Origin of the sequence: Flavobacterium chungbukense (assembly GCF_020805785.1) — a bacterium.
In the GTDB taxonomy this organism is placed as follows: domain Bacteria; phylum Bacteroidota; class Bacteroidia; order Flavobacteriales; family Flavobacteriaceae; genus Flavobacterium; species Flavobacterium chungbukense.
On record NZ_JAJGZV010000001.1, the window covers coordinates 288,345 to 313,458 of the forward strand.

A 25,114-nucleotide genomic window follows, 5' to 3' on the forward strand; every position below is an offset into this window, starting at 1 on the left:
TCCAACCTTAAACTAAAATCATTATGAAAAAAATCTTACTCAGCTTATTACTTCTGCTCAGTATCTTTCCTACAAGCCTTTTTGCACAGGATAAAACAATCACTGGAATTATCAGGGATTCTGAAAATGGCGACCCTTTGCCGGGTGTAACGATTGTTGCTTCTTCGAGCGGAAAAACAGCAATCAGTGATGGAAACGGTCAATTTTCTATTACCGTCACATCAAAAGATCAACAAGTGGCATTCAGCTATGTTGGTTATAAAACATTAGAAAAAAATACAAATTCTTCTTTCGGAAATATACGTCTAGTTTCTGAAAATACTGCTTTAAAAGAAGTAGTTGTAGTAGGTTATGGAACACAAAGCAAAAAAGAATTTACCGGTTCTGCGGCTCGAGTAACAGCAAAAGCGATTAAAGATATTCCGGTTCAGAGTTTTGAACAAGCGCTTATAGGTAAAGCTTCTGGTGTAAATGTCTCTACTCCAAGCGGGGTTTTAAATGATCCGCCAGTAATTAGAATTCGTGGTGTAAATTCGATTTCGCTAAGTTCTTATCCTTTAGTTGTTGTAGACGGAATTCCCGTAAATACAGGTGATATTTCGACCACCAATTCAGTTGCCAACAATCCTTTGGCAGATATTAATCCCGCAGATATTGAGTCGATTGATATTCTAAAAGATGCGGCGTCAACCTCAATTTACGGTTCTCGTGCGGCAGGTGGTGTACTTTTAATAACTACTAAAAAAGGAAAACAAGGAAAAGCAAAAGTAACGTATGATAGCTGGGTTGGAATAACAAGAGCCACCAGACTTCCAGATCTTTTGGATGCTGAGCAATACGAAACCATTAAAAATGAAGCGGTTTTAAACAGCAAAATTTTAGCTGGTAATGAAAATAATGCTGCTGTTGCATCGGCACTTTTTTTTCCTTCTTATAATGCAGATGGTTCGCGTGTAAATACAAAATGGAAAGATTTAGTGTATCGTGATGCCGTTTCTCAAAATCATAATATTGGTATTTCTGGAGGAACAGAAAGTACAAGATATTATTTCTCAACCAATTATTCTAAACAAGAAGGTATTACAAAAGACAATGAGTTTGAAAGAAAAGGGGCAAGATTTAATATTGATCACGATGTGAACAGCTGGTTGAAATTGGGCGGAAATTTATCTTATAACAATACTTTTAACCAGGCACAAAATACAGGTTCTTTAAGCAGCAGTGGTTTATTGTTAATTGGGGCGGCGCGTTTAGCTTTTGCATTGCCTCCAAATGTTTCAGCTTATAATGCAGACGGATCGTATAACTTAAGTTCGACAGGAACAGCGAGTCCAGGAAATAACTTATTTACTAATACTTTATGGCATCCGGGAGCATTATTTGAAAACAGCAGATATACCAGTACTAATGATCATTTTGTTGGAAATATTCACGCAACAATTACTTTCTTCGACGGATTCAAGTTTGACAGTAATTATGGAATTGACCGTTTAAAATCTGAAAACATTACTTATTTAAGTCCAAACTTAGGTTCATCTGCGTATGCTACGGCAGGTTCTGCTACAAATATTGCGGCAACAAGAAACAACTACAACTTTACAAACAGTTTGTCTTTTGATAGACGTTTTGGAGCCAATCATCATATTGCAGCTTTGGCAGGTTATGATGTGCAGAAATATGAAAATTCTTCTTGGGGAGCCAATCAAACGAATGTTTCTGATCCTTTCTTCGAAAATTATCAAGGAACTTGGGGAACTATCCGTTCTTCTGGTAATGGACTTTCAGAAAGACTTTTTCTTTCTTCTTTCTTCAGATTATCGTATGATTATGGTGGAAAATATTTCTTAACCGGGAATTTTAGAAAAGACGGAAACTCTGCTTTAGGAGTGAATAATAAATATGGAAACTTCGGTGGTATTTCTACTGGATGGTCTGTAAGCGAAGAAGCATTTTTTAAAAACAGCAGTATTTCTAATTACTTAAATTCATTAAAATTAAAAGGAAGCTGGGGTAGAGTAGGAAACGGAAATCTTTCTTCGGCGTACGCTTCACAAAATTTATATAGTTCATCTATTTATGGATCTGCCGCAACTTGGGCACTTTCTCAGGCTGGAAATGAAGATTTAGGTTGGGAAACGAGCGATCAGACGAATATTGGTTTAGAGGCAGGTTTCTTTAAAGACAGATTACAATTATCTGCAGATTATTTCAATAACAATGTAAACGGATTAATTCTGAGCAGTCCGCAATCGCCATCAAAAGGAATTCCAGGAAATTCTATTTTATCAAACGTAGGTTCTATGTACAACCGCGGTATCGAATTGGGACTTAACGCTTCGATTATCAATAAAGAAGATTTTCAATGGAAAGCGTCTTTCAATTACACACATGTAAAAAATAAAGTAACGGCTCTGGCTGAAGGAAATACAGATATTATTGGGTATACACAAGTTACGACTGAGGCAAACAATATTACTAGAGTAGGTTATTCGGCAGGAAGTCTTTACGGTGCTGTAACGGCAGGTGTAAATCCAGAAAACGGACGCAGAATTTTCTTGAACAAAAACGGAGAAAAAGTGCAGTACAGTGCTGCAGCTCCTTCGGGACAAAGCAACTGGACCTACTTAGACGGAACAACTGCCGCAGCGATTACAGTAGCAGATTATCAGGTTTTAGGGAATGCTTTACCAGTTTGGTACGGTGGTTTAACCAATAATATTCAATACAAAGCATTTGATTTTACTGTTGGGTTTACGTATTCAGGTGGTAATAAAGTCATGAATAATACAAGAGGAACTCTTTTAGATCAGCGTTTTTACAACAATTCGACAGAAATTTTAAACCGTTGGACTACGCCGGGACAAGTAACCAACATTCCGAGATTAGTTTACAATGACGTCATTTCAAACGGTTCAAGCGGATTTGCCCTTTCTGATAATGCTGAAAAAGCAGATTTCTTAAGATTGCAGCAGTTGGCAATTGGTTTCTCTCTTCCAAAAAATATTTTGGCAAAAGCACAATTGGCATCAGTTAGAGTTTATGCGCAGGCTACGAATCTTTTCTTAATTACATCCTATTCAGGAACAGACCCAGAGACTTCTTCAAATGGAGATTCAACAACTTCTATGGGAGTAGAGAAAAACTCAGTTGGACAAGGAAGAACTTTTACTGTTGGGCTTAACGTAGGTTTTTAATAACGAATAAAAAAATTATCATGAAAACATATTTCAAATCACATAAAAAACCAGTTTTAGCTTTATTGTTATTTTCAAGTATTCTGCTGACTTCTTGCGAGAATAATGAAGATCTGAATATTGCTCCAGAAACAACGGTTTCAGACAAGGATATTTTTAAAACTCCGGCAAGAATCGAAGGATTGGTAAACGGAATTTACAAGGCGTTTAAAGGTGCCAGTTTATACGGAGGCCGTATTTTGCTGTATCAAGATCAGCGTGGGGAAGATTTTATCAATATCACAGCAAATAATTTTACAGGTTACGAAAGCTGGAACAATTCGTACAGTTCTGGCTCCAATGATATTAATAATCTCTGGGCTCAAGCTTATTCCGCTATTAATAACGCTAATATTTTAATTGAAGGCTTAGCTGTAAATCAAGGTGTAATTACCGAAGAAAAAGCCAAACAATATATTGGTGAAGCAAAATTAGTTAGAGCGCTGGCTTATTATACTTTGGTTATCAATTTTGGACAGCCTTATAATAAAGATTCTGGAGCATCAAAAGGAGTTCCGTTGCGATTAAAAGCAGAAACAGGAACAGCCAATAATGATTTAGCAAGAAGCTCTGTGGCAGAAATTTATACGCAGATATTAAAAGATTTAAACGAAGCCGAAGCAGCACTGCCACAGAGTTATTCGACTGCCGATCTGAATACGACAAGAGCGCACGTAAGTACTGCAATTGCAGTAAAAACAAGAGTTTATCTTACGCAGAACAACTGGGCAAAAGTAATTGAAGAAGCAGCCAAATTAGCGCCGCAGACACAAGCGCCTTTTTCCACTACTGCCAGCGAAATTAAACATGCTCTGCAACCCGATATTACAATGATTTTTTCTTCAAATTATGCAACGGTAGAATCTATTTTCAGTATTCCGATGAGCAGTTTGGACTCCTATACAGGTCAGTCTTCTATCGCTTATATCTACAACACGAATTTAGAATATTACCTAAATCCGACTGGAATTTTGGGCGATGCGCAGTGGAGAACTGCTGATAAAAGACGCGATTTAACAAGAACCGTTTCAGGAAAACAGTACTTTAAGAAATACGCAAAACCATCACCGTTCTTAGATTATATTCCAGTAATACGCTATTCTGAAGTATTATTAAATTATGCTGAAGCAGCAGCCAAAACAGGAAATTTAACACTGGCAGCTAATTTACTGACAGCAGTACACCAGCGTTCTGATGCTACATATATATTTCCTGTGACAGTAACTTCAGATCAAAATCAATTGATTCAGGCGATTTGGAAAGAACGCCGAATTGAACTTTTAGGAGAAGGTTTTCGCGGTCCAGATTTGCTAAGAAACTTACAGACGCTTCCAGCAAAAGGAGATAGCAAATTACAGACTCCAGCAGTTTTACCGTCTGATGCTAATTATATTTTTCCACCAGCGAATACAGAATTGTCAGCTAATAAATTATACTAGAAATCCATAATAATTAACCACGAAACTTTGTCAGAATACTGCATTTTGACAAAGTTTTACAAAAATCAAATACGATGAAAAAGATACTATTAGGTTTTGCTTTATTTTTTGGGATTGCACAATCTCAAGCACAAGAAAATAATTTACAACTAAAAGGAACGGTTGTAGATACGGTTGCACAGTATGTTTACCTGCAAAAGTTTCATAATAAGATGTTTACGACAATTGATTCGGTAAAAGTAAAAGATGGAAGTTTTAGTTTTAAAACCAAAGTTACTACTCCAGAATTGTACGGTTTAAGTGTGAATACAGCCAATATTCCGCTTTATATTTTCCTTGAAAAAGGACCGATTAACGTAAAATTAAGTCCAAAGAAATATTACAGCGCTTCTGTGGTTGAAGGTTCAGAAACTCAAAATTTATTTGAAACTTATAAAAAAACGAAAGACGTAGAAATCAGTAAATTCATTACCGAACATCCTAAATCTATTGTTTCGTCTTATGTCTTATATAGAAATTGGTCGTACAGATTATCTCCCGAAGAAATTACAAAAAATATTGCTTTGCTTGATAAAAGTCAGCAAAACAGCACTTACGTGAAAGAACTAAAAGAACTGGTAACCGTTTTAAACGGATTGGCGGTCGGTAAAAAAGCCCCTGATTTTACTGCTCCAAATCCAGATGGTAAACCAGTTCGTTTTTCAGAAAATTTAAAAGGGTATACTTTGGTCGATTTCTGGGCTTCATGGTGCGGTCCTTGCCGAAAAGAAAATCCAAATATTGTAGCGGCTTACAAAGAATATCACGACAAAGGGTTCAACATTATCGGAATTTCTTTAGATAAAAAGAAAGAAAATTGGGTAAAAGGAATTCAAGAGGATAACTTAAACTGGCTGCAAGTTTCGGAGTTAACATACTGGAACAGCACAATCGCCAAATTATATGGAGTGAGAGCCATTCCTGGAAATTATTTAGTTGATTCAAAAGGAATTATTGTAGCGAGAAACCTTCGCGGAGAAGACCTTCAGACAACACTTAAGACACTTTTGGATAAGTAAATAAAAGTTTTTTTAAACACATAGAAACATAGATTAAATTTTAAATGTAGAAGAAATTTAGGAAAACTAGTTTTCACACATAGCTATGTTTATTTAAACAAATGAAATGCCTTTATAGACAAAGAAAAACTATGTTTCTATGTGTTGAAAAAACAAAAGAATACTCATGAAAAATTAAACAATAATAAAATGAAAACGAAATTATTTTTTTCAACCGCGGTATTACTTGTCTTATCGGCGAATGCACAAGTAAAAAGTAGTTTTAAAGGACAAGATCCGATTACGGCTGTTTCGACTGTAACGCGTCCTGTTCAAAAACAATGGAAAGGCGTTTTTGATAAAACTGGTGATGAAGTTTTCTTCGGGAATGATTTTGTAGGAGCAAGATTAAATGGTGTTGTCAAATTAGATGATAATAATTTCAGCGTTCTGATTACGCCCGAAAATGCACCAATAAACGGAAGTCCGTGGTACGCTTTTAAAGTCTGGTCGAAAACTAATAAAGAAATCAAGATTCGTTTTGATTATCCTGCGGGAGTAAAACACCGTTACAACGCAAAAATAAGCACCGACGGAAAACAATGGAAAGCTTCTGAAAAGGGCACTTTCGTGAAAAGAGAAAAAGATTCCAATTATGTATTGACAGTCAAAGTGAGTAAAGATACTACTTGGATTGCCGCTCAAGAACTTAAAACTTCTAAAGAAATAAACGAATGGATTTCGGCTTTAAAAAATAAAAACAATGCGGCAGAAGCTTCAATAGGCTTAACTGCCGAAGGACGAAAAATTCCTGTTTTTAGTATCGGAAATCCTTCTTCTAAAAATAAAATTTTGATTTCGGGCAGAAATCATCCGCCAGAAGTGACAGGACATTATGCGCTTGAAGCTTTTGTAGAAAGTTTAACAGCCGATACACCATTGGCAAAAAAGTTCAGAAAGAAATTTGAAGTGTACGTCATCCCTCTTCTGAATCCCGATGGTGTTGACGGCGGTTTTTGGAGACATAATTCGGGCGGAATCGATTTGAACCGCGATTATAATGATTTCAATCAGCCAGAAACTAGAGCTGTTCGCGACTTTCTAAAAAATGAAATTAAGGATTCTAATAAATTATGGTTTGCAATTGACTTCCATTCAACTCACGACGATATTTATTATACCGTTGATCCTGAATTGAAAGGAAATATTCCAGGTTTTGTTCCGAATTGGCTGAACAAAGTAAAAGACGGAATTCCGGGTTATACGCCTCATGTAAAGCCTTTATATTTCAAACCACCAACTTTTACCTTGTTTAGTTATTTGTTTGAAACATATAAAACAGAAGCTTTGGTTTTTGAAATTGGAGATAATACACCAAAAGATTTCATTAAAAAGAAAGGCGAAGTTTCTGGAGCAGAATTCATGAAACTGATATTGGAAAACGTTAAAAACTAAAAGAAATCAAGATGATCAAAAATAAATTATACATAGTTTTTGCCCTGATTGCTTCTGTCTGTTGTTTTAGTCAGCAAAAAAAGGAACTCATTCAGGTTACCGATCTTTTAAAAATCAGAACTGTTGGTGATGTTGAAGTGAGCAAAGACGGACAAAATGCTGTTTTTACAGTAAAAAGCATCATTAAAAATCCAGAGAACGCTTTGGATTACGATTATGACACACAACTTTGGATTGCGAAAACGGCTAAAAATAGTACGCCAAGACAATTAACTTTCGGAAAAGAAGGATCAAGTTCTCCTGTTTTTAGTCCAGACGGAAAACAAATTGCCTTTACTAGAAGTGTAAAAGGAAAATCTCAAATCTTCCTTTTTAAAGTCGATGAAGGCGGAGAAGCAGTCCAATTGACCGAATCTAAATATGGCGCTGGAAATCCTAAATGGAGCCCAGACGGAAAACAGATTTTGTTTACAGCTTCGATACAAATTAACGAATTGGTTAAAGATTCGATTTTAAATCCAAAAAAAGAATTGCCAATCTGGAGTTTTGAAAAACCCGGATTTGCTGCAAATGAAAATCTGAAAAGCAACAAAACCAAAGCCGATCCAAACGGAAATATCGAAGCAATTCGTGCGTATTTGGAAAACAACGAAAAAGATAAAAAAGCAAAAGTAGTTGACAAACTGCAATTTCAAACTGAAACCGCAGTTAGCAGTGAATTACGTTTTTCGCATATTTTTATTATTGATGCCAAACTTGGCGCAAAAGAAAAAGCCATTACAAAAGGATTTTATTCGCATTCAAATCCTTCGTTTATAAGCAATACCAAAATTGTTTTCAACGGAAATATCAATGAAAAAAGACATCCGGACCGTGTTTTAGAAAACAAAATTTATACGATCAATACCGACGGAACAAATGTAACTGAATTATTAGGCGCAGAAAATACCGTGTTTCAGCTTTTAGCCGTTTCGCCTTCAGGAAAACAATTGGCATATCAAGAAAGTATTATCAATAATTTGTCGGTTCCAGTTCTTAAAATTTTCAGTTTAGAAAATCCTTTCGCTAAAAGTAAAGTCATTGATTATGATCGAAATAACAATAATGTTCGATTTTCTAAAGATGACAAACAGCTATATTTTACGTCATCAAGCAATGGCGGATATGTACTTTGCAATGTGCCATTAAACACTTTAAAAGTACAAACTTTAACTTCTTTCGATCAAGGAATTACGGATTATGATTTTAATAATGATGTTTTGGTTTTTGCTAAAACAGCCGTTGAAAATCCGTCAGAACTTTATATTTCTGATTTGAAATTAAAAGCACCAAGATTAGTTTCTGAATTCAATACCAACTGGTTGAAAAATAAAGAAATCAGTTTTCCAGAAAAGGGAACATTTACCAACGAAAAAGGTTTAGAAATTGAATATTGGGTAACCAAGCCAGCTCGTTTTGAGCAAGGAAATAAATATCCATTATTGACAGAAATTCACGGAGGGCCAGCTTCAATGTTTGGTCCTGGTGATGGAAGTATGTGGCTGGAATATCAGTTTTTTGCAGCTCAAGGTTATGGAGTTTTGTACAGTAATCCGAGAGGTTCTTCGGGTTATGGCGAAAAATTCTTAAGATCAAATATTAAAGATTGGGGACCAGGACCATCAAGTGATGTTTTGACAGCTTTAGACAAAACCGTAGCACAAGGATGGGCAGATACCAACCGATTGTTTATTACAGGAGGCTCTTACGCAGGATATTTAACCACTTGGATTATCAGTCACGATCAGCGTTTTAAAGCAGCTTCTAGCCAACGTGGGGTTTATGATTTAGGTACTTTTTTTGGAGAAGGAAATGTGTGGCGAATGGTTCCGAGATATTGGGGCGGTTATCCGTGGGAAGAAGAAACAAAAGCGATTTTAGAACGTGAATCACCGCTAAATTATGCGCAAAATATCAATATTCCATTTTTGATTATTCATGGAGATAATGATTATAGAACGGGTGTTACACAAAGTCAGATGTTGTACAAAACCTTAAAAGTTTTAGGAAAACCTGTAGAATATGTCAGACAGCCGGGCGCGAGTCACGAAATTACCAGAAGCGGTGATAATCGTCAGAGAATCGACCAATTGCTTCGAACTTTTGAATTCTTTGAAAGATTCAATAAATAATACAATTTGTTAATTTAAAAATGATAGGGAAATGAATGCTATTGAGAACATTAAACCATTTAGTTTACAAAGTTATTTTTCTGAGTTCAGAAAAAATACAGTAGGTGTAAATCATAGTTTTGAATCGGTTTATGGAGAACAGAATTTGCTTTATGCAGATTGGGTTGCCAGCGGAAGGTTGTACGCTCCGATTGAAGATATTATGCTTAATAAAATAGGTCCGATGATTGCCAATACGCATTCACTTTCTAGTCAGACCGGAAAAACGTCTACCTATGCTTATCAGTATGCAAGAGACATTATAAAAAAAGCAGTAAATGCAAATGAATCGGATGTTTTGGTTACGACGGGAACTGGAATGACGGCGGCTTTATCTAAACTCCAGCGTATTATTGGTTTGAGAAAAAACGATGAAAACGAAAAAGATAAACCAGTAGTTTTTATCACGCACATGGAACATCATTCTAATCAAGTTCCTTGGTACGAAACCAATGCCGATGTTGTGATTTTACCTGCCGATGAAAATAATTTGGTTGATCCTAAAATTCTTTCTGCGGAAATAAAAAAATATGCCGATAGAAGTGTAAAAATTGGTTCGTTTACAGCATGTTCGAACGTGACAGGAATTATAACGCCTTATCATGATTTAGCCAAAATCATGCATCAGAATGGCGGATTGTGTTTTGTCGATTTTGCAGCTTCAGCACCTTATGTCAAAATCGATATGCATCCAAAAGATCCAGAACAGCAATTGGATGCCATTTTCTTTTCGCCTCATAAGTTTTTGGGCGGACCGGGAACCTGTGGTATTTTGGTTTTTAATGAAAAATTATACCAATCTGATTTTCCAGATAATCCAGGCGGAGGAAATGTAAAATGGACCAATCCTTTAGGGAATTATTGTTACAGCGATGTTATTGAAGTAAGAGAAGACGGCGGAACACCAGGGTTTTTACAAGTAATTCGAGCGGCTTTGGCTTTAGAATTAAAAGAAAAAATGGGAGTAGAACAGATTGCAAAAAGAGAAAAAGAATTGCTGGATCTTTGTTTTTTAAAACTTCAAAAAATACAAGGTTTGTCTATTTTGGGAGATTTAAAAAGCAAACGAATTGGCTGTGTTTCTTTTGTAATTGAAGATATTCACTACAACTTGATTGTAAGATTGCTGAATGATCGTTTCGGAATTCAGACTCGTGGCGGCTGGTCGTGTGCGAGTACATATGCGCATTATCTTTTTAATATTGATGAAAAACGTTCTAGAGCGATTACGACAGAATTATTAGAGAAAAATCAAACCAATAAACCGGGCTGGGTTCGTTTGTCACTTCATCCGATAACAACAGATGAGGAACTTTTATTTATCTGCGATGCCATTCAGCAAGTGGCTTCGAATTATAAAAAATGGCAGAAAGATTACGAATATAATCCTGCAACAAATGAATTTGAAAATCCTCGAATAAAAGATACAATAGAAAGAGAAGTAAAGGAATGGTTTGAACTGGATTAATGATTAATTTAACAAAAGATGAAAGCAATTCTATTACAGGAAAACCGTCAATTTCAGTTGCAAACAATTGAAACTCCTCAACCAGAACCCCATCAGATTCAGGTGCAGATTGTAGCTTCGGGTTTTAACCCAATTGACTACCAAATGACCGAAAATGGTTCTGAAAGAAAGCTTTTGCATTCGCCTATTTTAGGAAGGGAATTTTCAGGAATTATTACAAAAATTGGAGCAAGTGTAAAAGATTTTAAAATTGGTGATGCTGTTTTTTGCGGTTCGGGAAGCATGGGTTCTAACGGAACTTACGCCGAATATATTTGCGTTCCAGAAGCAATTGTAGTAAAGAAACCGAAGAACATTTCGTTTGAAGAAGCCGCTGCAATTCCATCAGCTGGATTAACGGCTTTACAGTCTTTTAAGAGAATGAAGGCCTCTCTGACAGATTCCATATTAATTACTGGAGCAGCTGGGGGAGTAGGGAATTTGTTTATAAAAATCCTTATTGGAAAAGGTTTCTCAAACTTTGTCGTGACCGCTGGAAATGAAGAAAGTATTGCTTCTTTAATTAATCTTGGAGTAAAATCACAGCAAATCATTAATTATAAAAAACAAGAAATATACGATGCGGCACTTTCTTTAAATGGAAATAAAAATTTTGATATTGTAGTAGATTTGGTAGGAAATAAAATTGCTGAAGTAGCTACTAAACTGATGAAAATAAATGGAACCTACTTAGATGTAACAAATTTTTCAACTCCAGAATCCCGAAATATTCTTTTTTCGAGAGGAGCTACTATTCACAATATTTCCAATTATGCTTATGGACTCGAAAAACGTTACGACTATTATAAAAATGGTTTGACTGAGTTAGCACAATTGTTTGAAAGTAAAATCATTGCACCGCCGAATGTTTCGATAATTGGAGAATTAAACACGAGAACGGTTGTTAAAGCGCTTTGGCTTTTACGTGAAAATAAAACGTATGGAAAAAAATTAATAATGCAGATCAATAAAGAATGAAAACAATACCAAGAAGAGTTGTAACAGGAATTAAAAACGGAAAATCAATTATTGAGCAAGATGCTATTGTAACCAATGTTTCAGAGCATTTTCCGGGTTTGATTATTTCAGACATTTGGTCAACCGATAGTACTCCAGCAAAATTTGAAGATAAAAATATAGAAAATACTGCTTTTCCAAACACGCCCAAAAACGGAAGTTATTTTAGATATGTGCAAATTCCTCCAGATAAAGATTTGGGAATTGTGGCACCCGAAGGCCAACCTCATCCATTAATGCATCAAACCGATACTTTAGATTATATCATTATAATATCTGGAGAAATTTATTTGATTGTTGATGAAGAAGAAACATTGTTGAAACCTGGAGATATCGTAATTCAGCGCGGAACAAATCATGCGTGGAGCAATCGTTCCGATTTACCTTGTATTCAATTAGCTATTTTATTAGATGCTAAGAATGATTAAATTATGTTGCAAACGTTATAGTAGTCTATTAGATTGATAGGAAAATAAAAGTTTTAATAGTTTTTTCATTAAAATTGAAAATAACTGCTTAAATTTGCAATCGCAATGAGAAAAAAAGACCAGAATATGAAGAATTATTATAACAGTGCAATGATGTGCCGTGTTGTTGTAATGCAATTCATTGATCTGGCTTCTAAATAAAACTATATTATTTATCTCAAAAAGCCTTTCATGAATATTTGAAAGGCTTTTTGTTTTAACCTTGATAACGAAATGATTGAATTAAAAAATGTAACCAAAACTTTTCATCAGAAAGACAGGATTGTTACTGCTTTGTCTGATGTCTCATTAAGAGTTCCGCCAGGGAAAGTCTTTGGTGTAATTGGAACTTCAGGTGCAGGAAAAAGTACTTTAATCCGTTGTGTGAATTTGTTGGAAAGACCAACTTCGGGAGAAATTATTGTCGACGGCAAAGCATTGATGCAATTATCTAACGCTGAATTAGCGATAGAAAGAAGACAAATCGGAATGATTTTTCAGCATTTTAATCTACTTTCTTCTAGGACGGTATTCGAAAATGTTGCTTTTCCTTTAGAGTTGGCAGGAACTTCAAAAAGCGAAATTAAAACTCGAGTTTTAGAGTTACTGCAATTGGTTGGTTTGGCTGAAAAAGCAAACGACTATCCGGCAAGTCTTTCGGGAGGACAAAAGCAGAGAGTGGCAATTGCGAGAACTTTGGCCAATAATCCGAAAGTATTGTTATGTGATGAAGCTACAAGTGCTTTAGATCCAGCGACAACGCGTTCGATTTTGAATTTATTGAAAGACATTAATAAACGATTGAATATTACAGTTTTATTGATTACGCATCAAATGGAAGTAGTAAAATCGATTTGTGATGAAGTGGCAGTTATCAGCTACGGAAAACTAATTGAACAGGGAAGTGTTGGTGAAATTTTCGCTGATCCGAAACAAGAATTGACTAGAGAGTTTATTTCTTCTTCTTTGCATATCGAGATTCCGTCTGTTTATCAGGAAAGATTACAACAAAAAGATAACGGAAATTTGAATCCGTTATTGAAATTAGAAATGACTGGAAAGTCTGTTAATGAACCCGTTATTTCAGAAGTTTCAAGACTTTTTGATACTGATTTCAAAATTGTTAGTGCACAGATGGATCAGGCGGGAGAAGTAAATTTTGGTGTAATGCTGATTGAACTTTCAGGAAAACGCGAAAATTATGATGCTGCAATTCAATATTTTAATTCAAAACACATTAAAACAGAAATTATAGGTTATGTCTGATTCTCTTATAGATTTATTGTTAAAAGGAACATGGGAAACCATTGTTATGACTTTTGTATCGGGATTTTTTGGATTTTTACTAGGATTGCCAACAGGAATTTTACTTTTTCTGACACGTAAAAATCAAATTTTAGAACAGCCCGTTTTAAATCGAGTTTTATCGGTTTTAGTAAATGTTTTCCGTTCAATACCATTCATTATTTTAATCGTTTGGATGATTCCATTTACTCGTGCAATTGTGGGAACTTCAATTGGTGTTAGTGCGGCTTTAGTACCGTTAAGTATTGGCGCGGCACCTTTTATTGCTCGTTTAGTAGAAAACAGTTTATTAGGTCTTCCTTCAGGTTTGATTGAAGCGGCAAGAGCTTTAGGAGCGACTCCTCTTCAAATTGTTTATAAAGTATTGCTGCCAGAAGCATTGCCTTCTCTAATCAATGCAGCTTCCATTACTTTAATTACTCTTGTAGGTTATTCTGCAATGGGCGGAGCTGTTGGTGCTGGCGGATTAGGGCAAGTGGGTTATCAATACGGTTATATTGGTTACGATGCCGTTACGATGAATTCGGTTTTAGGTTTACTGGTAATTTTGGTATTCCTGATTCAGTTTGCCGGAGATGCTTTGTCTAAACGATTTGACCATAGATAATCATTCAATTAAAAATTTAGAATTAAAAATTAAAAATAAATAGAGAGTATGAAACTAAATATTTTAAAAACAGCTGGGGTTTTGGCTTTGGCGCTTGTTTTATCAAACTGTGGAAATGATAAAAAAAATGATCCGCATTTTATTAAAGTTGGAGTTGCTGCGGGACCAGAATTAAAGGTTGCAGAAGCGGCTAAAAAAGTAGCCAAAGAAAAATTCGGATTAGAAGTAGAATTGGTTTCATTCAATGACTATGTTATTCCGAACGAAGCTTTAAGTCAAGGTGATATTGATGCAAATGCTTTTCAGCACAAACCATACATGGACGAGCAATCGAAACAACGCGGCTATAAATTGGCCATTATCGGAAAAACATTTGTTTACCCAATTGCAGGTTATTCTAAGAAAATAAAAAACCTTTCTGAATTAAAAAATGAAAGCACAATCATTATTCCAAACGATCCAACAAACGGCGGTCGTTCTTTATTGCTTTTACAGAAAAATGGTTTATTGAAATTGAAGGACGGAGTTGGTTTATTGCCAAAAGTAACTGACATTGTAAGTAATCCTAAAAACTTAAAAATATTAGAATTAGAAGCGCCTCAATTGCCTAGAGCTTTAGACGATGCAAACGTTTCTATTGCGATTATCAATAATACATTTGCTTCTCAAGCTGGATTAGTTCCTTCTCGTGATGCTTTATTTGTTGAAGATAAAGAATCGCCTTATGTGAATTTAGTAGTAAGCCGTGAAGACAATAAAAATGAAGAAAAAGTAAAACAGTTTTTACAGGCTTTTCAATCTCCAGAAGTAGAAAAGGCTGCTGAAGTGGAATTTAAAGGCGGAGCAGTAAAAGGCTGGTAAACAGTATTTCAATCTTTACAAAAAAAAACAGGGACTTTAATCCCTGTTTTTTTTGTTATGTTATATAAGCTTTTGTGACAATTACAAGAAGCATAGTAATAAAGTAAAGTAATGTAGCAACAAGAGCAAAAATAATATGGGCAAAGAATAACTGAATATAATAACCTTTAAAATTAATTGGGGTCTGATATCGGGTTATTTTAAATATAAATACCCAGCTGATTATACCTATTACACCGCTGATAATTCCCAATAAGAGAGCACTTAGCAATGAAACTGATAGTATATCCTTTACCCATACAATATGATATCCTACAACAAACAAAAATCCAATGAAGTAATGAACCATCCATCCTAGTTTCCGTCTAGAACCATAAGAAAGATCATAATGTAATTCTGAAAATACACTAGATAAAAGAACTGGCTCTTTGTATAATTTTTGAAATTTTTTGGAGACAAAGTAGCTGAACCAAGTCATTGCCGATGTTGCTCCGATTGAAATTAAAATTAGTTGTATTACGAGATATGGGTCCATTACAAAATATTTTTAATCCTATCAAAGTTAGGATAAAATTGTAATATAAAACTTATAACCACATGTTTTTTAGTTACATAATTCTAAGAGAGTTAAGATTTTGTGTATTATTTGCTTCGAAATATTTGGTTGTGTTGAAAAAGCAATTTTTATCTGTTTTTTTAATGATTACGGATGATGTTTTCTAAACATTCGCTTAAAATGCAAATTGCTTTTTCCATCTCTTCTTTTTCTAAATGTCCAAATCCCAAACGTGTAGCAGTTAGGTTTTTGGTCTGATATAAAATAGTTTTTGGCAGAAACAAATCATGGGCAGCACATTCTTTCTGAAATTGAACGAGATTAAAATTGTCCAGCCATTCTACCCAAATCGCCAAGCCGCGCGGAGGTATTTTAAATTTAATTTTACCTTTTAATTTTTCATTCAAAAGAGCGGAAAATTGATCGCGGCGTTCTTTGTAGATTTTTTTATTTTTTTTAGAAAGACGATGTACTTCGCCTTCGGTAATCCATTCAGTCAAAACTTGCTCTTTCAAAACATCAATGCTAGGTTCAAGAATATTTTGATGTTTTTCTAATTCCGTAATAAATGCAGAAGGCGCTGCAACAAAGCCATAACTAAATCCAGATGGGAGCGATTTTCCAAAAGATCCGATGTAAACCACTTTCTGATTAGAATCAAAAGCAGCCAAAGGTAAAACGGGGTTATTATCATAATGAAAATCAAAATCATAATCATCTTCTATAATAATAAATCCGTATTGATTGGCTAATTCTAAAACTTCCATTCTTTTTTTCGCGCTAAGCGAAATGGTAGTGGGATAATGATAATTTGAAGTAAGATACAGTACTCTGATTTTTGAAGTTTGGCAGATTTCTTTCAGCTGTTTCGTATCAATTCCGTCTTCATTTACCTGAATTGGAATAATCTGTGCACCTGTATTGGTCAATGTCATATTAGACATATAATAACCTGGAGATGCTACAGCAACTTTATCGCCAGAAGAAATAAGCACTTTTGTCACCAGATACAAACTTATTTCATGGCTGCTAGTTGTCAGTAAATTTGAAGTTGAAATGCGAATGCCACGGGTAAGATTTAGATAATTAGAAAAGTGAGTTTTAAAATTAGAATGCGAACGAAGCTGAATCTGCTCGTATGTTTTAGAACTTTTTCTTCTTTTTAGTTTTGAAACATATAATCTTGCCAGAACATCGGTCTGAACCAATCTCCAATCTGGCATTCCGTCATTAAATTGATAAGGCAGATTACTGGTTTCTATTGGATTTTCTAAAATGGTCGATTTTTGAAAGGTAAAACCAGTATTGTTTTCAGATGCATTGTGCTCTTTTGAAGCAGGAAATGCCGCTTTGTTTTTTTGTTGCGATAGAATAAAAGTTCCTTTATTTGGCAGTGTTTCAATCCAGCCTTGAGATTCTAAATCTTGAAATGCTTTGATTAGCGTATTCCGATTAACGTCTAATACTTTGCATAATATGCGGGTTCCGGGAAGTTTTGTTCCTTCTGGAAGAAATCCGGTTTGGATGGCTTTAATAAATTCAAAAACAATCTGCAGATAAATTGCGGTATTTTGTTCTGGTTTTAAATGAATAAAACTTCTAAAAGGAATTTCAACCGGACTATCCATAATTATAAAACTGGTATACTTTGTTAGTACGGCAAGGTAGTACTTTTGCCAAAAAAAATAATAAACCAAAATGAAAAAAATCTATTTTGCTGTCTTCACAGTAATTTGTACCAATTTTTACGCACAGACCAAAAAGGATTCCATAAACCAAATGGATGAGGTTGTCATTAATGAAGGTCGTTTTAACACGCCCATTTCAAAACAAAACAGAAATGTCTATGTTATTTCTAGTGAAACGATAAAAAAACTGCCAGGAAGAACGCTTCAGGAAGTTTTGCAATATGCTAACGGAGTTGATATTAGACAACGTGGTCCGTTTGGAACTCAAGCTGATATTAGCGTTGATGGAGGAAGTTTTGAACAGACAGTTGTTCTTTTAAATGGCGCTAAAGTAATCGATTCTCAAACGGCTCACAATATGCTAAATCTGCCGCTTCCGGTTGAAGTTATTGAGAGAATTGAAATCGTTCGTGGACCAGCTGCGAGAATTTACGGAATTAACAGCTTAACAGGGGCCATCAACATCATCACTAAAAAACCAACGGATTCTGGCTTTTTAGTAAGCACTTATGCAGGTTCTAATTTCGAAAAAGATACTCAAGACACGGGAGATACTTTTTACGGAACAGGCGTTCAGGCAGGAGCTGTTTTAGGTAAAGAAAAACAACAGCACTTGATTTTTGCTTCTCATGATAAAAGCAACGGATATCGTTATAATACAGCATTCGAAAACAATAAAATTTTCTATCAAGGAAATGTGCAAATCAATGATTCTAATGAAATTTTAGGTTCTGCAGGTTATATCAATAACGGATTCGGTGCCAACGGATTTTACGCTGCGCCCGGCGATCGAAATTCGACCGAAATTGTACAAACTACTTTTGCGAACATTCAATCCAAACATTCTATTACAGATAGTTGGAAAATTATGCCAAGAGTTACTTACAGATACAATTATGATGATTATCGTTACTTAGGAAACTCAAATTTAGCAGTTGGAAGAAGTCAGCATTATACCAATTCAATTGCGGCAGAATTAAATTCGACCGTAAAATTGTCTAAAGGAGAAATTGGGTTTGGAGCTGAATTTAGAAATGAAAATATCCATTCTTCCAATATTGGAGATCACGATCGCGAAAATGTTGGTTTGTATGCAGAATACAGAACTAGTTTCTTCGAAAAATTAGATGTCAATTTAGGAACTTACCTGAACTATAATTCAGATTACAAATGGCAGGTTTATCCAGGAATTGATGCGAGTTATGCCATTACAGACGAATTTAAAGTAATTGGTAATGTTGGAACAAGCCAAAGAATTCCATCGTTTACAGATTTATATTTGAAACAGACAGGAAATATCGGAAATGCCGATCTAGATTCGGAAAATGCTTTTCAGAGCGAAATCGGATTTAAATACAACAAAAAAGCATTGGGTTTGAATGCAAATTATTTCTATAGAAAAATCGACAATTATATCGATTGGATGCGTAACACAACAACGGTGCCTTGGCAAAGTCAAAATACTGGAGATTTAAACACAAACGGAATTAATTTGCGCGGAACGTACAGATTCGATTTCTCTAAAGATTCAAGATTGAATATTCTTTTAGGATATACTTATTTAGACTCAGAATTTAAAAGTGCCCGTACAGAAACGTTTTCCAAATATGCAATTTCTTCTTTAAAACATCAGATTACAAACACGATAGATTATCAGTTTAAAGATTTTTCTATCTTATTTGCAACACGTTTTAACGAAAGAATTACAGGTCCTTCTTATTGGGTAAACGATTTTAGAGTAAGTCAAAGTATTCAGAAAATCACCATCTTTTTAGATGCTCAAAATATATTTAATGCCACTTATTATGAAGTTGGAGCTGTTCCATTGCCTTCAAGATGGTTTACTCTAGGAGTGAAACTAGTTACTTTTTAAGTTTGATTTCCAAAAAATCATTAAAGACAAAAAGGGAAGATTTTACGGAATCTTCCCTTTTTTTATTTTATAGAATAAAAGGAATGTTTTGCAATATAATTGTTTGTGATAACGATAACTCGTGAAAAGTTCTTATAGCTTTTACCGCTCATTTTTATAGGATTGCCAGTATAATTTTATGTAAAAAATAGTAAAAATGCTATAAGCATAACGGTTTTATAATTGGTTACTTAGCTATTGTGAAAATCAAACAATTTACAAATCGAAAATGAATTATTATGAAAGCAATAAAAGCAGCAACGATCTTAATTTTGATTATTTTCAGTGGAATCTTATTTTCATGTAAAAACAATCAAGATGGCTATAGTGACGAAATAGATACAGTTATTTCACCTATGGAGAGCAAACAGAGTAAGGCAGAAAACAAAACAGACAGTATAAAAAGTGAAGAAGATATTGAAACCAATATTGAAACCACACAAAAAAATGGATCTGAAAGTACAGCAGGAACTGGTAGTGGTCCAGGAGAAAGTTCACAAGATGGTGCCACTTATACTACCGCTACGGGTGTGCAAAAAGATAGTGTAAGACCAGAGGCAAAAGCAGCCAAAAAGAAAAAATAAAGCAAAGAAATGACGTATTTTAATATTTTATAGGATTTGATTTTTATAAAAGACATTTAAAATTCTGTAATTGATTTAATTCATGATTATTTATTTTTAATGCTATTAATTATGAAATATCAATTAAAAATGAATATTTATGAAAAGGCTATTAAATACTAAGATTATACTTTTTATTTTTTTGGCTGGATTAGCATTTTCTTGTAAAAAGAATGAGAATAAACCAGCTGATTCTACATATGATTCTATTCAAAATACAATAGATACTGTCGGACCTGAGGTAGACACGCTTATGGATGGAACCATCGAAGAAATTGGAAATGATACTATTGTAGTCAAGAAAGACACTCTAGATAAAAAGTAAGTCACTGAATTATAAAATTGAGAAAGCTAAATCTAATAGGTTTGGCTTTTTTGATTCTAAAAAACATTTAGAGATGGTGAGATTCAGTTAAAATAAAAAGCAAATGAATAGCTTTTTCTCTATATTTGGGTAGGCTATTTAACATTCTAATATTTTTTGATATGAAATGTTTTGGACAGCATTAAAATTGTTTTTGTTTTAGTTGAATGTCTTTTTTAGATACCAATAATTCATAATTAAAATTTTAAAAAGTAAAAGAACTTTTCTATATATGTTGATGTACTAATGGAGCTAATAAATAATCTAAATCTTTTTGAAACGGTCTTTAATGCTACGCCTAATGGTATTGCAGTTTTGAAGCCCTTACACGATAATAAAAACAGGATACAAGATTTTTCTATATTACTGCTCAACTCTGTTATGATCAACTGGGTTAAAGATGAAAATTATAAAAATAAAAAATACAGTGAGGTTTTTCCATGGATTAAAGGAGATACTCTTGAAAAGCTTATAGATGCCGTAGAAACAGATAATTCTGTTACATACGAACAATGGCATGAAATGGAAGGTACAAAAAAATGGTTCCTATATACTGCCGTTAAACAAGATGGTCTATTAGTACTTACTACAGAAGATATTACAGAAAAAAAACAAGCCGAAACAGCTTTAAATAATGCACTTACAGTTGCCGAAAAGCAAAAAAGACTGTACGATTCTATCATCAATACCACTCCAGATTTGGTATATGTATTTGATCTCAATTATATTTTTACCTATGCCAATAAAGCTTTATTGAACATGTGGGGGAAATCGGCAGAAGATGCTATTGGTAAAGGACTTAGGTCAAATGGATATGAAGAATGGCATGCTGAAATGCACGAAAGAGAAATTGATCAGGTTGCATCGACTAAAAAGTCAATTAGAGGAACGGTATCTTTTCCGCATGCCGAATTAGGTCGCCGCATTTACGATTATATTTTTGTTCCCGTTTTTAATGAAAAAGGTGAAGTTGAAGCCGTTGCAGGAACAACTCGTGATATAACAGAGATTAAACTGGCCGAAGAAAAAATACAGTTAAGTGAAAATCGTTTCCGTAAAATGATTCACCAGACTCCAGCTCCGACCTTAATTCTTAAGGGCGATGATTTAGTTATTGAACAGATTAATAATCATATGCTTCAAATGATCGGTCGGGGAGAAGAAATTATTGGTATGCGATTGATTGATGTACTTCCAGAACTTGAAGGACAATACGTTTGGGAACAGGTTCTAAACGTTTACAATAAAGGAATTCCGTTTGATCAAAGTGAAGTTTTAGTTCCACATAATCGAACAGGAGAATTAAAAAACTACTATTATAATTTAGCTTATCGTCCGTTGATTGAAGATGGACAAATAACAGGAATGATTCAGGTAGCAGTCGAAGTTACACAGCAAGTAGTAGCACGTCAGAAAATGGAAGAAAGCGAAAGCCGTTTTCGGGCGCTGGTAAATGCTTCTTCTGATTTAGTGTATCGAATGGATGCTGACTGGATGATTATGCATAGTCTAGAAGGAGATGGACTTTTTACTAATTCTGAAGGTCAAGTTTCTAATTGGCTAGATAAATTTATTCATAACAGTGATCTTCAAAGAGCTGTGAATCTTATTTCTCAATCTATAGTAGATAAGAGTATTTTTGAGATGGAACATAGAGTAACAAATCCTGATGGTTCTATCGGATGGGTTTTTTCGAGAGTTGTTCCGATATTAGATGAAAACGATAAAATCGTCGAATGGTTTGGCACAGCTAGCAATATTACTTCGCAAAAAGAACTTCAGGAAGTAATTAAAGAAAGCGAAGAGAAATTTAGACAATTAGCAGATCTGGTTCCTCAAATTATTTGGACAGCAAAACCAGATGGTTTTGTTGATTACTACAATAGCCGCTGGTACGAATACACTGGTTTTGACGAAGATAAATTTGGTGATTCTAGCTGGGTTCCCGTCTTACATCCGGATGATATGGATTTGGTTAAGGAATTTTGGTATTACAGTGTTGAAAGCGGTAACCCGTACCAAATTGAATTTCGTATCAAAAATATATATACAAAAGAATACCGATGGTTTTTAAGCAAAGCGGTTCCTATCAAAGATAAATCTGGCGTTATTACCAAGTGGTTTGGGACATGCACAGACATACAAGAACACAAATCGATTACAGAAAAACTAGAAATTTTAGTAGCAGATCGTACTAAAGAATTACAGCGTTCTAATGACGATTTGCAGCAGTTTGCCCACGTTGCCTCACACGATTTAAAAGAACCGGTTAGAAAAATTAAAACATTTGTAAGTCGTTTAGAAGATCATCTAGAGGGAAAACTCGATGAATCTTCGACAAGATATATAGAAAGAATTCATGTTGCGGCAGACCGAATGTTTAATATGATTGATGGCGTTTTGGCCTATTCTAAAATTAATGCCGATTCACAAAAAACGACTTTAGTTGACTTAAATGAGATTATAAGAAATATCGAAACCGATCTGGAAATTGCTTTACAGAAATCGGGCGGAAAAATTCTGTATCAAAATTTACCTAAATTGGAAGGCGCAGGTGTATTGTTATATCAATTATTTTATAATCTTATCAATAATTCTATTAAATTTGCTCAGGATAAACAACCTCCAATAATTAGAATATCAACTGAAATAACAAATGAGCAAGACAAAGATTTTGCGGTGATTACTTTAGAAGATAACGGAATTGGTTTTACACAAAATCAAACGAACCATATTTTTGAAACCTTTACTCGTTTAAATCCAAAGGATCGATATGAAGGAACAGGTTTAGGATTGTCTCTCTGCAAAAAAATAGCGGAGCGTCATGGAGGAAGTATCAGCGCCTCTGGAATACCAAACCAAGGTGCTGTATTTACAATAAAGTTGCCCTTAGAACAGAAAGAGAACGACATTTAATATGGAGAAAAAGATAATTTTACTGGCCGACGACGATATGGATGACACAGAAATGTTCTGCGAAGCATTGGCAGAAGTTGATGCAGATATTTTATGTCATTGCGCAGAGAATGGAAGTGAGGCATTAAAGATTCTCAGCAGTCTCGACGAAGTACCAGGAGTTATTTTTTTAGATTTAAATATGCCGATTATGAATGGCTGGGAATGTCTGAGAGAGCTAAAGTCAAATCCGCGTTATAAAGATATTCCTGTAATTATGATTTCGACTTCTTCACACAAAAATGATATGGATAGCGCAACTAGTTTAGGCGCGGTCTGTTACTTTATAAAACCGAATAATTTTAAGGATTTAAAACAGGTTTTGAAAATTATTACATCCAATTTAGCAAACATCAAAGAAGCTATTTCAACATTACAATCAAGCGGATTAGAGCATATTTTTGTTTGTCAGGAAAGTAATTTGTAATTCTAAATAGTCAAATTCTTCATTTGCTAAAGGGCAGATTTGTTCAATATGTTCGCAGTTCCTCCATAAAAGTAATTTTGTTTCTGGAAAATGATTTAGCTGTTCAACCCCAATAAATTGTTTCATTTTGTAACATTCTACAAACCTTACGGCTTTATTAAGAAATAGACATTTGTATTTTGTTTATTTTTGCAGGATATTAAAATTGACAAATGAAACGTTCAGGTACAGCAGATCTTCCTTTACATTACGGACATGTTCCGATGTGGCTTGCTGAACGAATGTCAAAACTTGGCTTTGCGATTGTAGAAACAATTGCCTTAGAATTTTCTACTTCTGAAGTGATCAGTAAATTGAGTAATCCTTTTTGGTTTCAGAGTTTTGGAGCGGTTATGGGAATGGATTGGCATTCTTCAGGAATTACAACCTCTGTGCTCGGAGCATTAAAAAGATCGGTAAATCCGCATTCTAAAGAATTAGGAATTTATATCTGTGGAGGAAAGGGCAAACATTCGATGCTCACGCCACAAGAACTTCTTTTTGTAGGTGAAAAAACGGGTCTTGACGGAAATAATCTGGCCAATTGCAGCAGATTGACTGCAAAAGTCGATAACACTGCCATTCAAGACGGATTCCAGTTGTATCAGCATAATTTTATTGTAGATAATAAAGGGCAATGGGCAGTTATTCAGCAAGGAATGAATCCGAATTCGCAAACTGCGAGAAGATATCATTGGCATTCACAAGATTTGAAATCTTTCATAAACGAACCTCACACTTTTATTTATGGTGAAAATCAGGGAAATATATTAAATCTTACTGCCGATGCAGCCACAAAATCTAGAGAAGGAATTTTAGAACTAGTAAAAGAAGAGCCAGCAAAAATTATAAAAGAGATGCAACATCTTTCTATGCCAGCCCATCACGATGTTAGGATGGAAGATGTAAATATGAAAAGACTCGGCGCAATGCTTTGGACAACACATGATAATAAACCAGAAGATTTTGAAGAACTATTGCTTTTAAAAGGAATGGGGCCAAGAGCTTTGCAATCTTTAGCATTGGTTAGCGAAATTATCTATGGAACTCCAACGCGATTTGAAGATCCGGCACGTTTCTCTTTTGCTCATGGTGGAAAAGACGGACATCCGTTTCCTGTTCCCGTTACAATTTACGATGAAACAATTGATACTTTGCAAAGAGCTATAAATCGTGCAAAAATTGGAAATAGTGATAAATTAAATGCTATTCAAAAACTATCTGAGATTTCGAGAAAAGCAGAAGAAAATTTTACGCCAAATAATAATTTTGATGCATTGATTCAAAGAGAAAGGGAAAATTCTCATCTATATGGCGGCCGAACCGTTTTTGGCGATGCAAAACCCAAAAAGAACAAACCAAATAATCCGAATAATCAATTGGAATTGTTTTAAAAATTTCAGTTTTAATAT

19 protein-coding genes are annotated in these 25,114 nt (G+C 34.6%); 17 read left to right on the plus strand and 2 right to left on the minus strand.

What is annotated here, in order from left to right:
- Nucleotides 1–23: 23 nt before the first annotated feature.
- The 11 genes from LL966_RS01315 (at nucleotide 24) to metQ (ending at nucleotide 15,138) form a co-directional block, all read left to right on the plus strand.
- Entirely contained in the window at nucleotides 24–3,194 is a 3,171-nt protein-coding gene (locus LL966_RS01315) for a SusC/RagA family TonB-linked outer membrane protein (RefSeq protein WP_229349456.1), read from the plus strand.
- A 20-nt stretch (nucleotides 3,195–3,214) separates the two neighbouring features.
- Nucleotides 3,215–4,672, plus strand: a complete 1,458-nt coding sequence (locus LL966_RS01320; RefSeq protein ID WP_229349458.1) for a RagB/SusD family nutrient uptake outer membrane protein — start codon at nucleotides 3,215–3,217, stop codon at nucleotides 4,670–4,672.
- Between the two features lie 74 nt (nucleotides 4,673–4,746).
- Nucleotides 4,747–5,730: a TlpA disulfide reductase family protein gene (locus tag LL966_RS01325; RefSeq protein WP_229349460.1), complete on the plus strand. Its 984-nt coding sequence runs from the start codon at nucleotides 4,747–4,749 to the stop codon at nucleotides 5,728–5,730.
- 189 nt (nucleotides 5,731–5,919) lie between these two features.
- Entirely contained in the window at nucleotides 5,920–7,164 is a 1,245-nt protein-coding gene (locus LL966_RS01330; RefSeq protein ID WP_229349462.1) for a M14 family metallopeptidase, read from the plus strand.
- Nucleotides 7,165–7,175: 11 nt separating this feature from the next.
- Nucleotides 7,176–9,335 carry a S9 family peptidase gene (locus LL966_RS01335; RefSeq protein ID WP_229349464.1) on the plus strand — a complete coding sequence of 720 codons (2,160 nt, stop codon included), beginning with the start codon at nucleotides 7,176–7,178 and terminating at the stop codon, nucleotides 9,333–9,335.
- A 31-nt stretch (nucleotides 9,336–9,366) separates the two neighbouring features.
- Entirely contained in the window at nucleotides 9,367–10,842 is a 1,476-nt protein-coding gene (locus LL966_RS01340; protein WP_229349466.1) for an aminotransferase class V-fold PLP-dependent enzyme, read from the plus strand.
- 18 nt (nucleotides 10,843–10,860) lie between these two features.
- On the plus strand, nucleotides 10,861–11,859 hold the full coding sequence (locus LL966_RS01345; RefSeq protein ID WP_229349468.1) for an NADP-dependent oxidoreductase: 999 nt from the start codon (nucleotides 10,861–10,863) through the stop codon (nucleotides 11,857–11,859).
- The gene (locus tag LL966_RS01350; protein WP_229349470.1) at nucleotides 11,856–12,326 is read left to right on the plus strand and encodes a cupin domain-containing protein; all 471 of its coding nucleotides are present in this window, start codon (nucleotides 11,856–11,858) and stop codon (nucleotides 12,324–12,326) included. Before LL966_RS01345 ends, LL966_RS01350 begins: the two co-directional genes overlap by 4 nt.
- A 273-nt stretch (nucleotides 12,327–12,599) precedes the next feature.
- Entirely contained in the window at nucleotides 12,600–13,631 is a 1,032-nt protein-coding gene (gene metN / locus LL966_RS01355; protein WP_229349472.1) for a methionine ABC transporter ATP-binding protein MetN, read from the plus strand.
- The gene (locus LL966_RS01360) at nucleotides 13,624–14,277 is read left to right on the plus strand and encodes a methionine ABC transporter permease MetI (protein ID WP_229349474.1); all 654 of its coding nucleotides are present in this window, start codon (nucleotides 13,624–13,626) and stop codon (nucleotides 14,275–14,277) included. The genes metN and LL966_RS01360 overlap by 8 nt, the downstream gene beginning before the upstream one ends.
- Nucleotides 14,278–14,325: 48 nt before the next feature.
- A complete protein-coding gene (metQ, locus tag LL966_RS01365) occupies nucleotides 14,326–15,138 on the plus strand; it encodes a methionine ABC transporter substrate-binding lipoprotein MetQ (RefSeq protein WP_229349476.1) in 813 nt (270 codons plus the stop codon).
- Nucleotides 15,139–15,193: 55 nt separating this feature from the next.
- On the opposite strand, the gene LL966_RS01370 is transcribed toward metQ, so the two are convergent.
- Nucleotides 15,194–15,673: a hypothetical protein gene (locus LL966_RS01370; RefSeq protein WP_229349478.1), complete on the minus strand. Its 480-nt coding sequence runs from the start codon at nucleotides 15,671–15,673 to the stop codon at nucleotides 15,194–15,196.
- 161 nt (nucleotides 15,674–15,834) lie between these two features.
- A complete protein-coding gene (locus LL966_RS01375; protein ID WP_229349479.1) occupies nucleotides 15,835–17,322 on the minus strand; it encodes an aminotransferase-like domain-containing protein in 1,488 nt (495 codons plus the stop codon).
- Nucleotides 17,323–17,392: 70 nt separating this feature from the next.
- Between LL966_RS01375 and LL966_RS01380 the strand changes: the two genes are divergently transcribed.
- From LL966_RS01380 to LL966_RS01405, 6 genes are all read left to right on the plus strand, one after another.
- Nucleotides 17,393–19,255, plus strand: coding sequence for a TonB-dependent receptor plug domain-containing protein (locus LL966_RS01380; protein ID WP_229349481.1), 1,863 nt, complete (start codon nucleotides 17,393–17,395; stop codon nucleotides 19,253–19,255).
- Nucleotides 19,256–19,533: 278 nt separating this feature from the next.
- The gene (locus tag LL966_RS01385; protein WP_229349483.1) at nucleotides 19,534–19,878 is read left to right on the plus strand and encodes a hypothetical protein; all 345 of its coding nucleotides are present in this window, start codon (nucleotides 19,534–19,536) and stop codon (nucleotides 19,876–19,878) included.
- A 139-nt stretch (nucleotides 19,879–20,017) separates the two neighbouring features.
- Nucleotides 20,018–20,242, plus strand: a complete 225-nt coding sequence (locus LL966_RS01390; protein WP_229349485.1) for a hypothetical protein — start codon at nucleotides 20,018–20,020, stop codon at nucleotides 20,240–20,242.
- 285 nt (nucleotides 20,243–20,527) lie between these two features.
- Nucleotides 20,528–23,197: a PAS domain-containing sensor histidine kinase gene (locus LL966_RS01395; protein ID WP_229349487.1), complete on the plus strand. Its 2,670-nt coding sequence runs from the start codon at nucleotides 20,528–20,530 to the stop codon at nucleotides 23,195–23,197.
- Nucleotide 23,198: 1 nt separating this feature from the next.
- Nucleotides 23,199–23,663, plus strand: a complete 465-nt coding sequence (locus LL966_RS01400) for a response regulator (protein WP_229349489.1) — start codon at nucleotides 23,199–23,201, stop codon at nucleotides 23,661–23,663.
- Between the two features lie 212 nt (nucleotides 23,664–23,875).
- A complete protein-coding gene (locus LL966_RS01405) occupies nucleotides 23,876–25,096 on the plus strand; it encodes a DUF763 domain-containing protein (RefSeq protein WP_229349491.1) in 1,221 nt (406 codons plus the stop codon).
- Nucleotides 25,097–25,114: the final 18 nt, after the last annotated feature.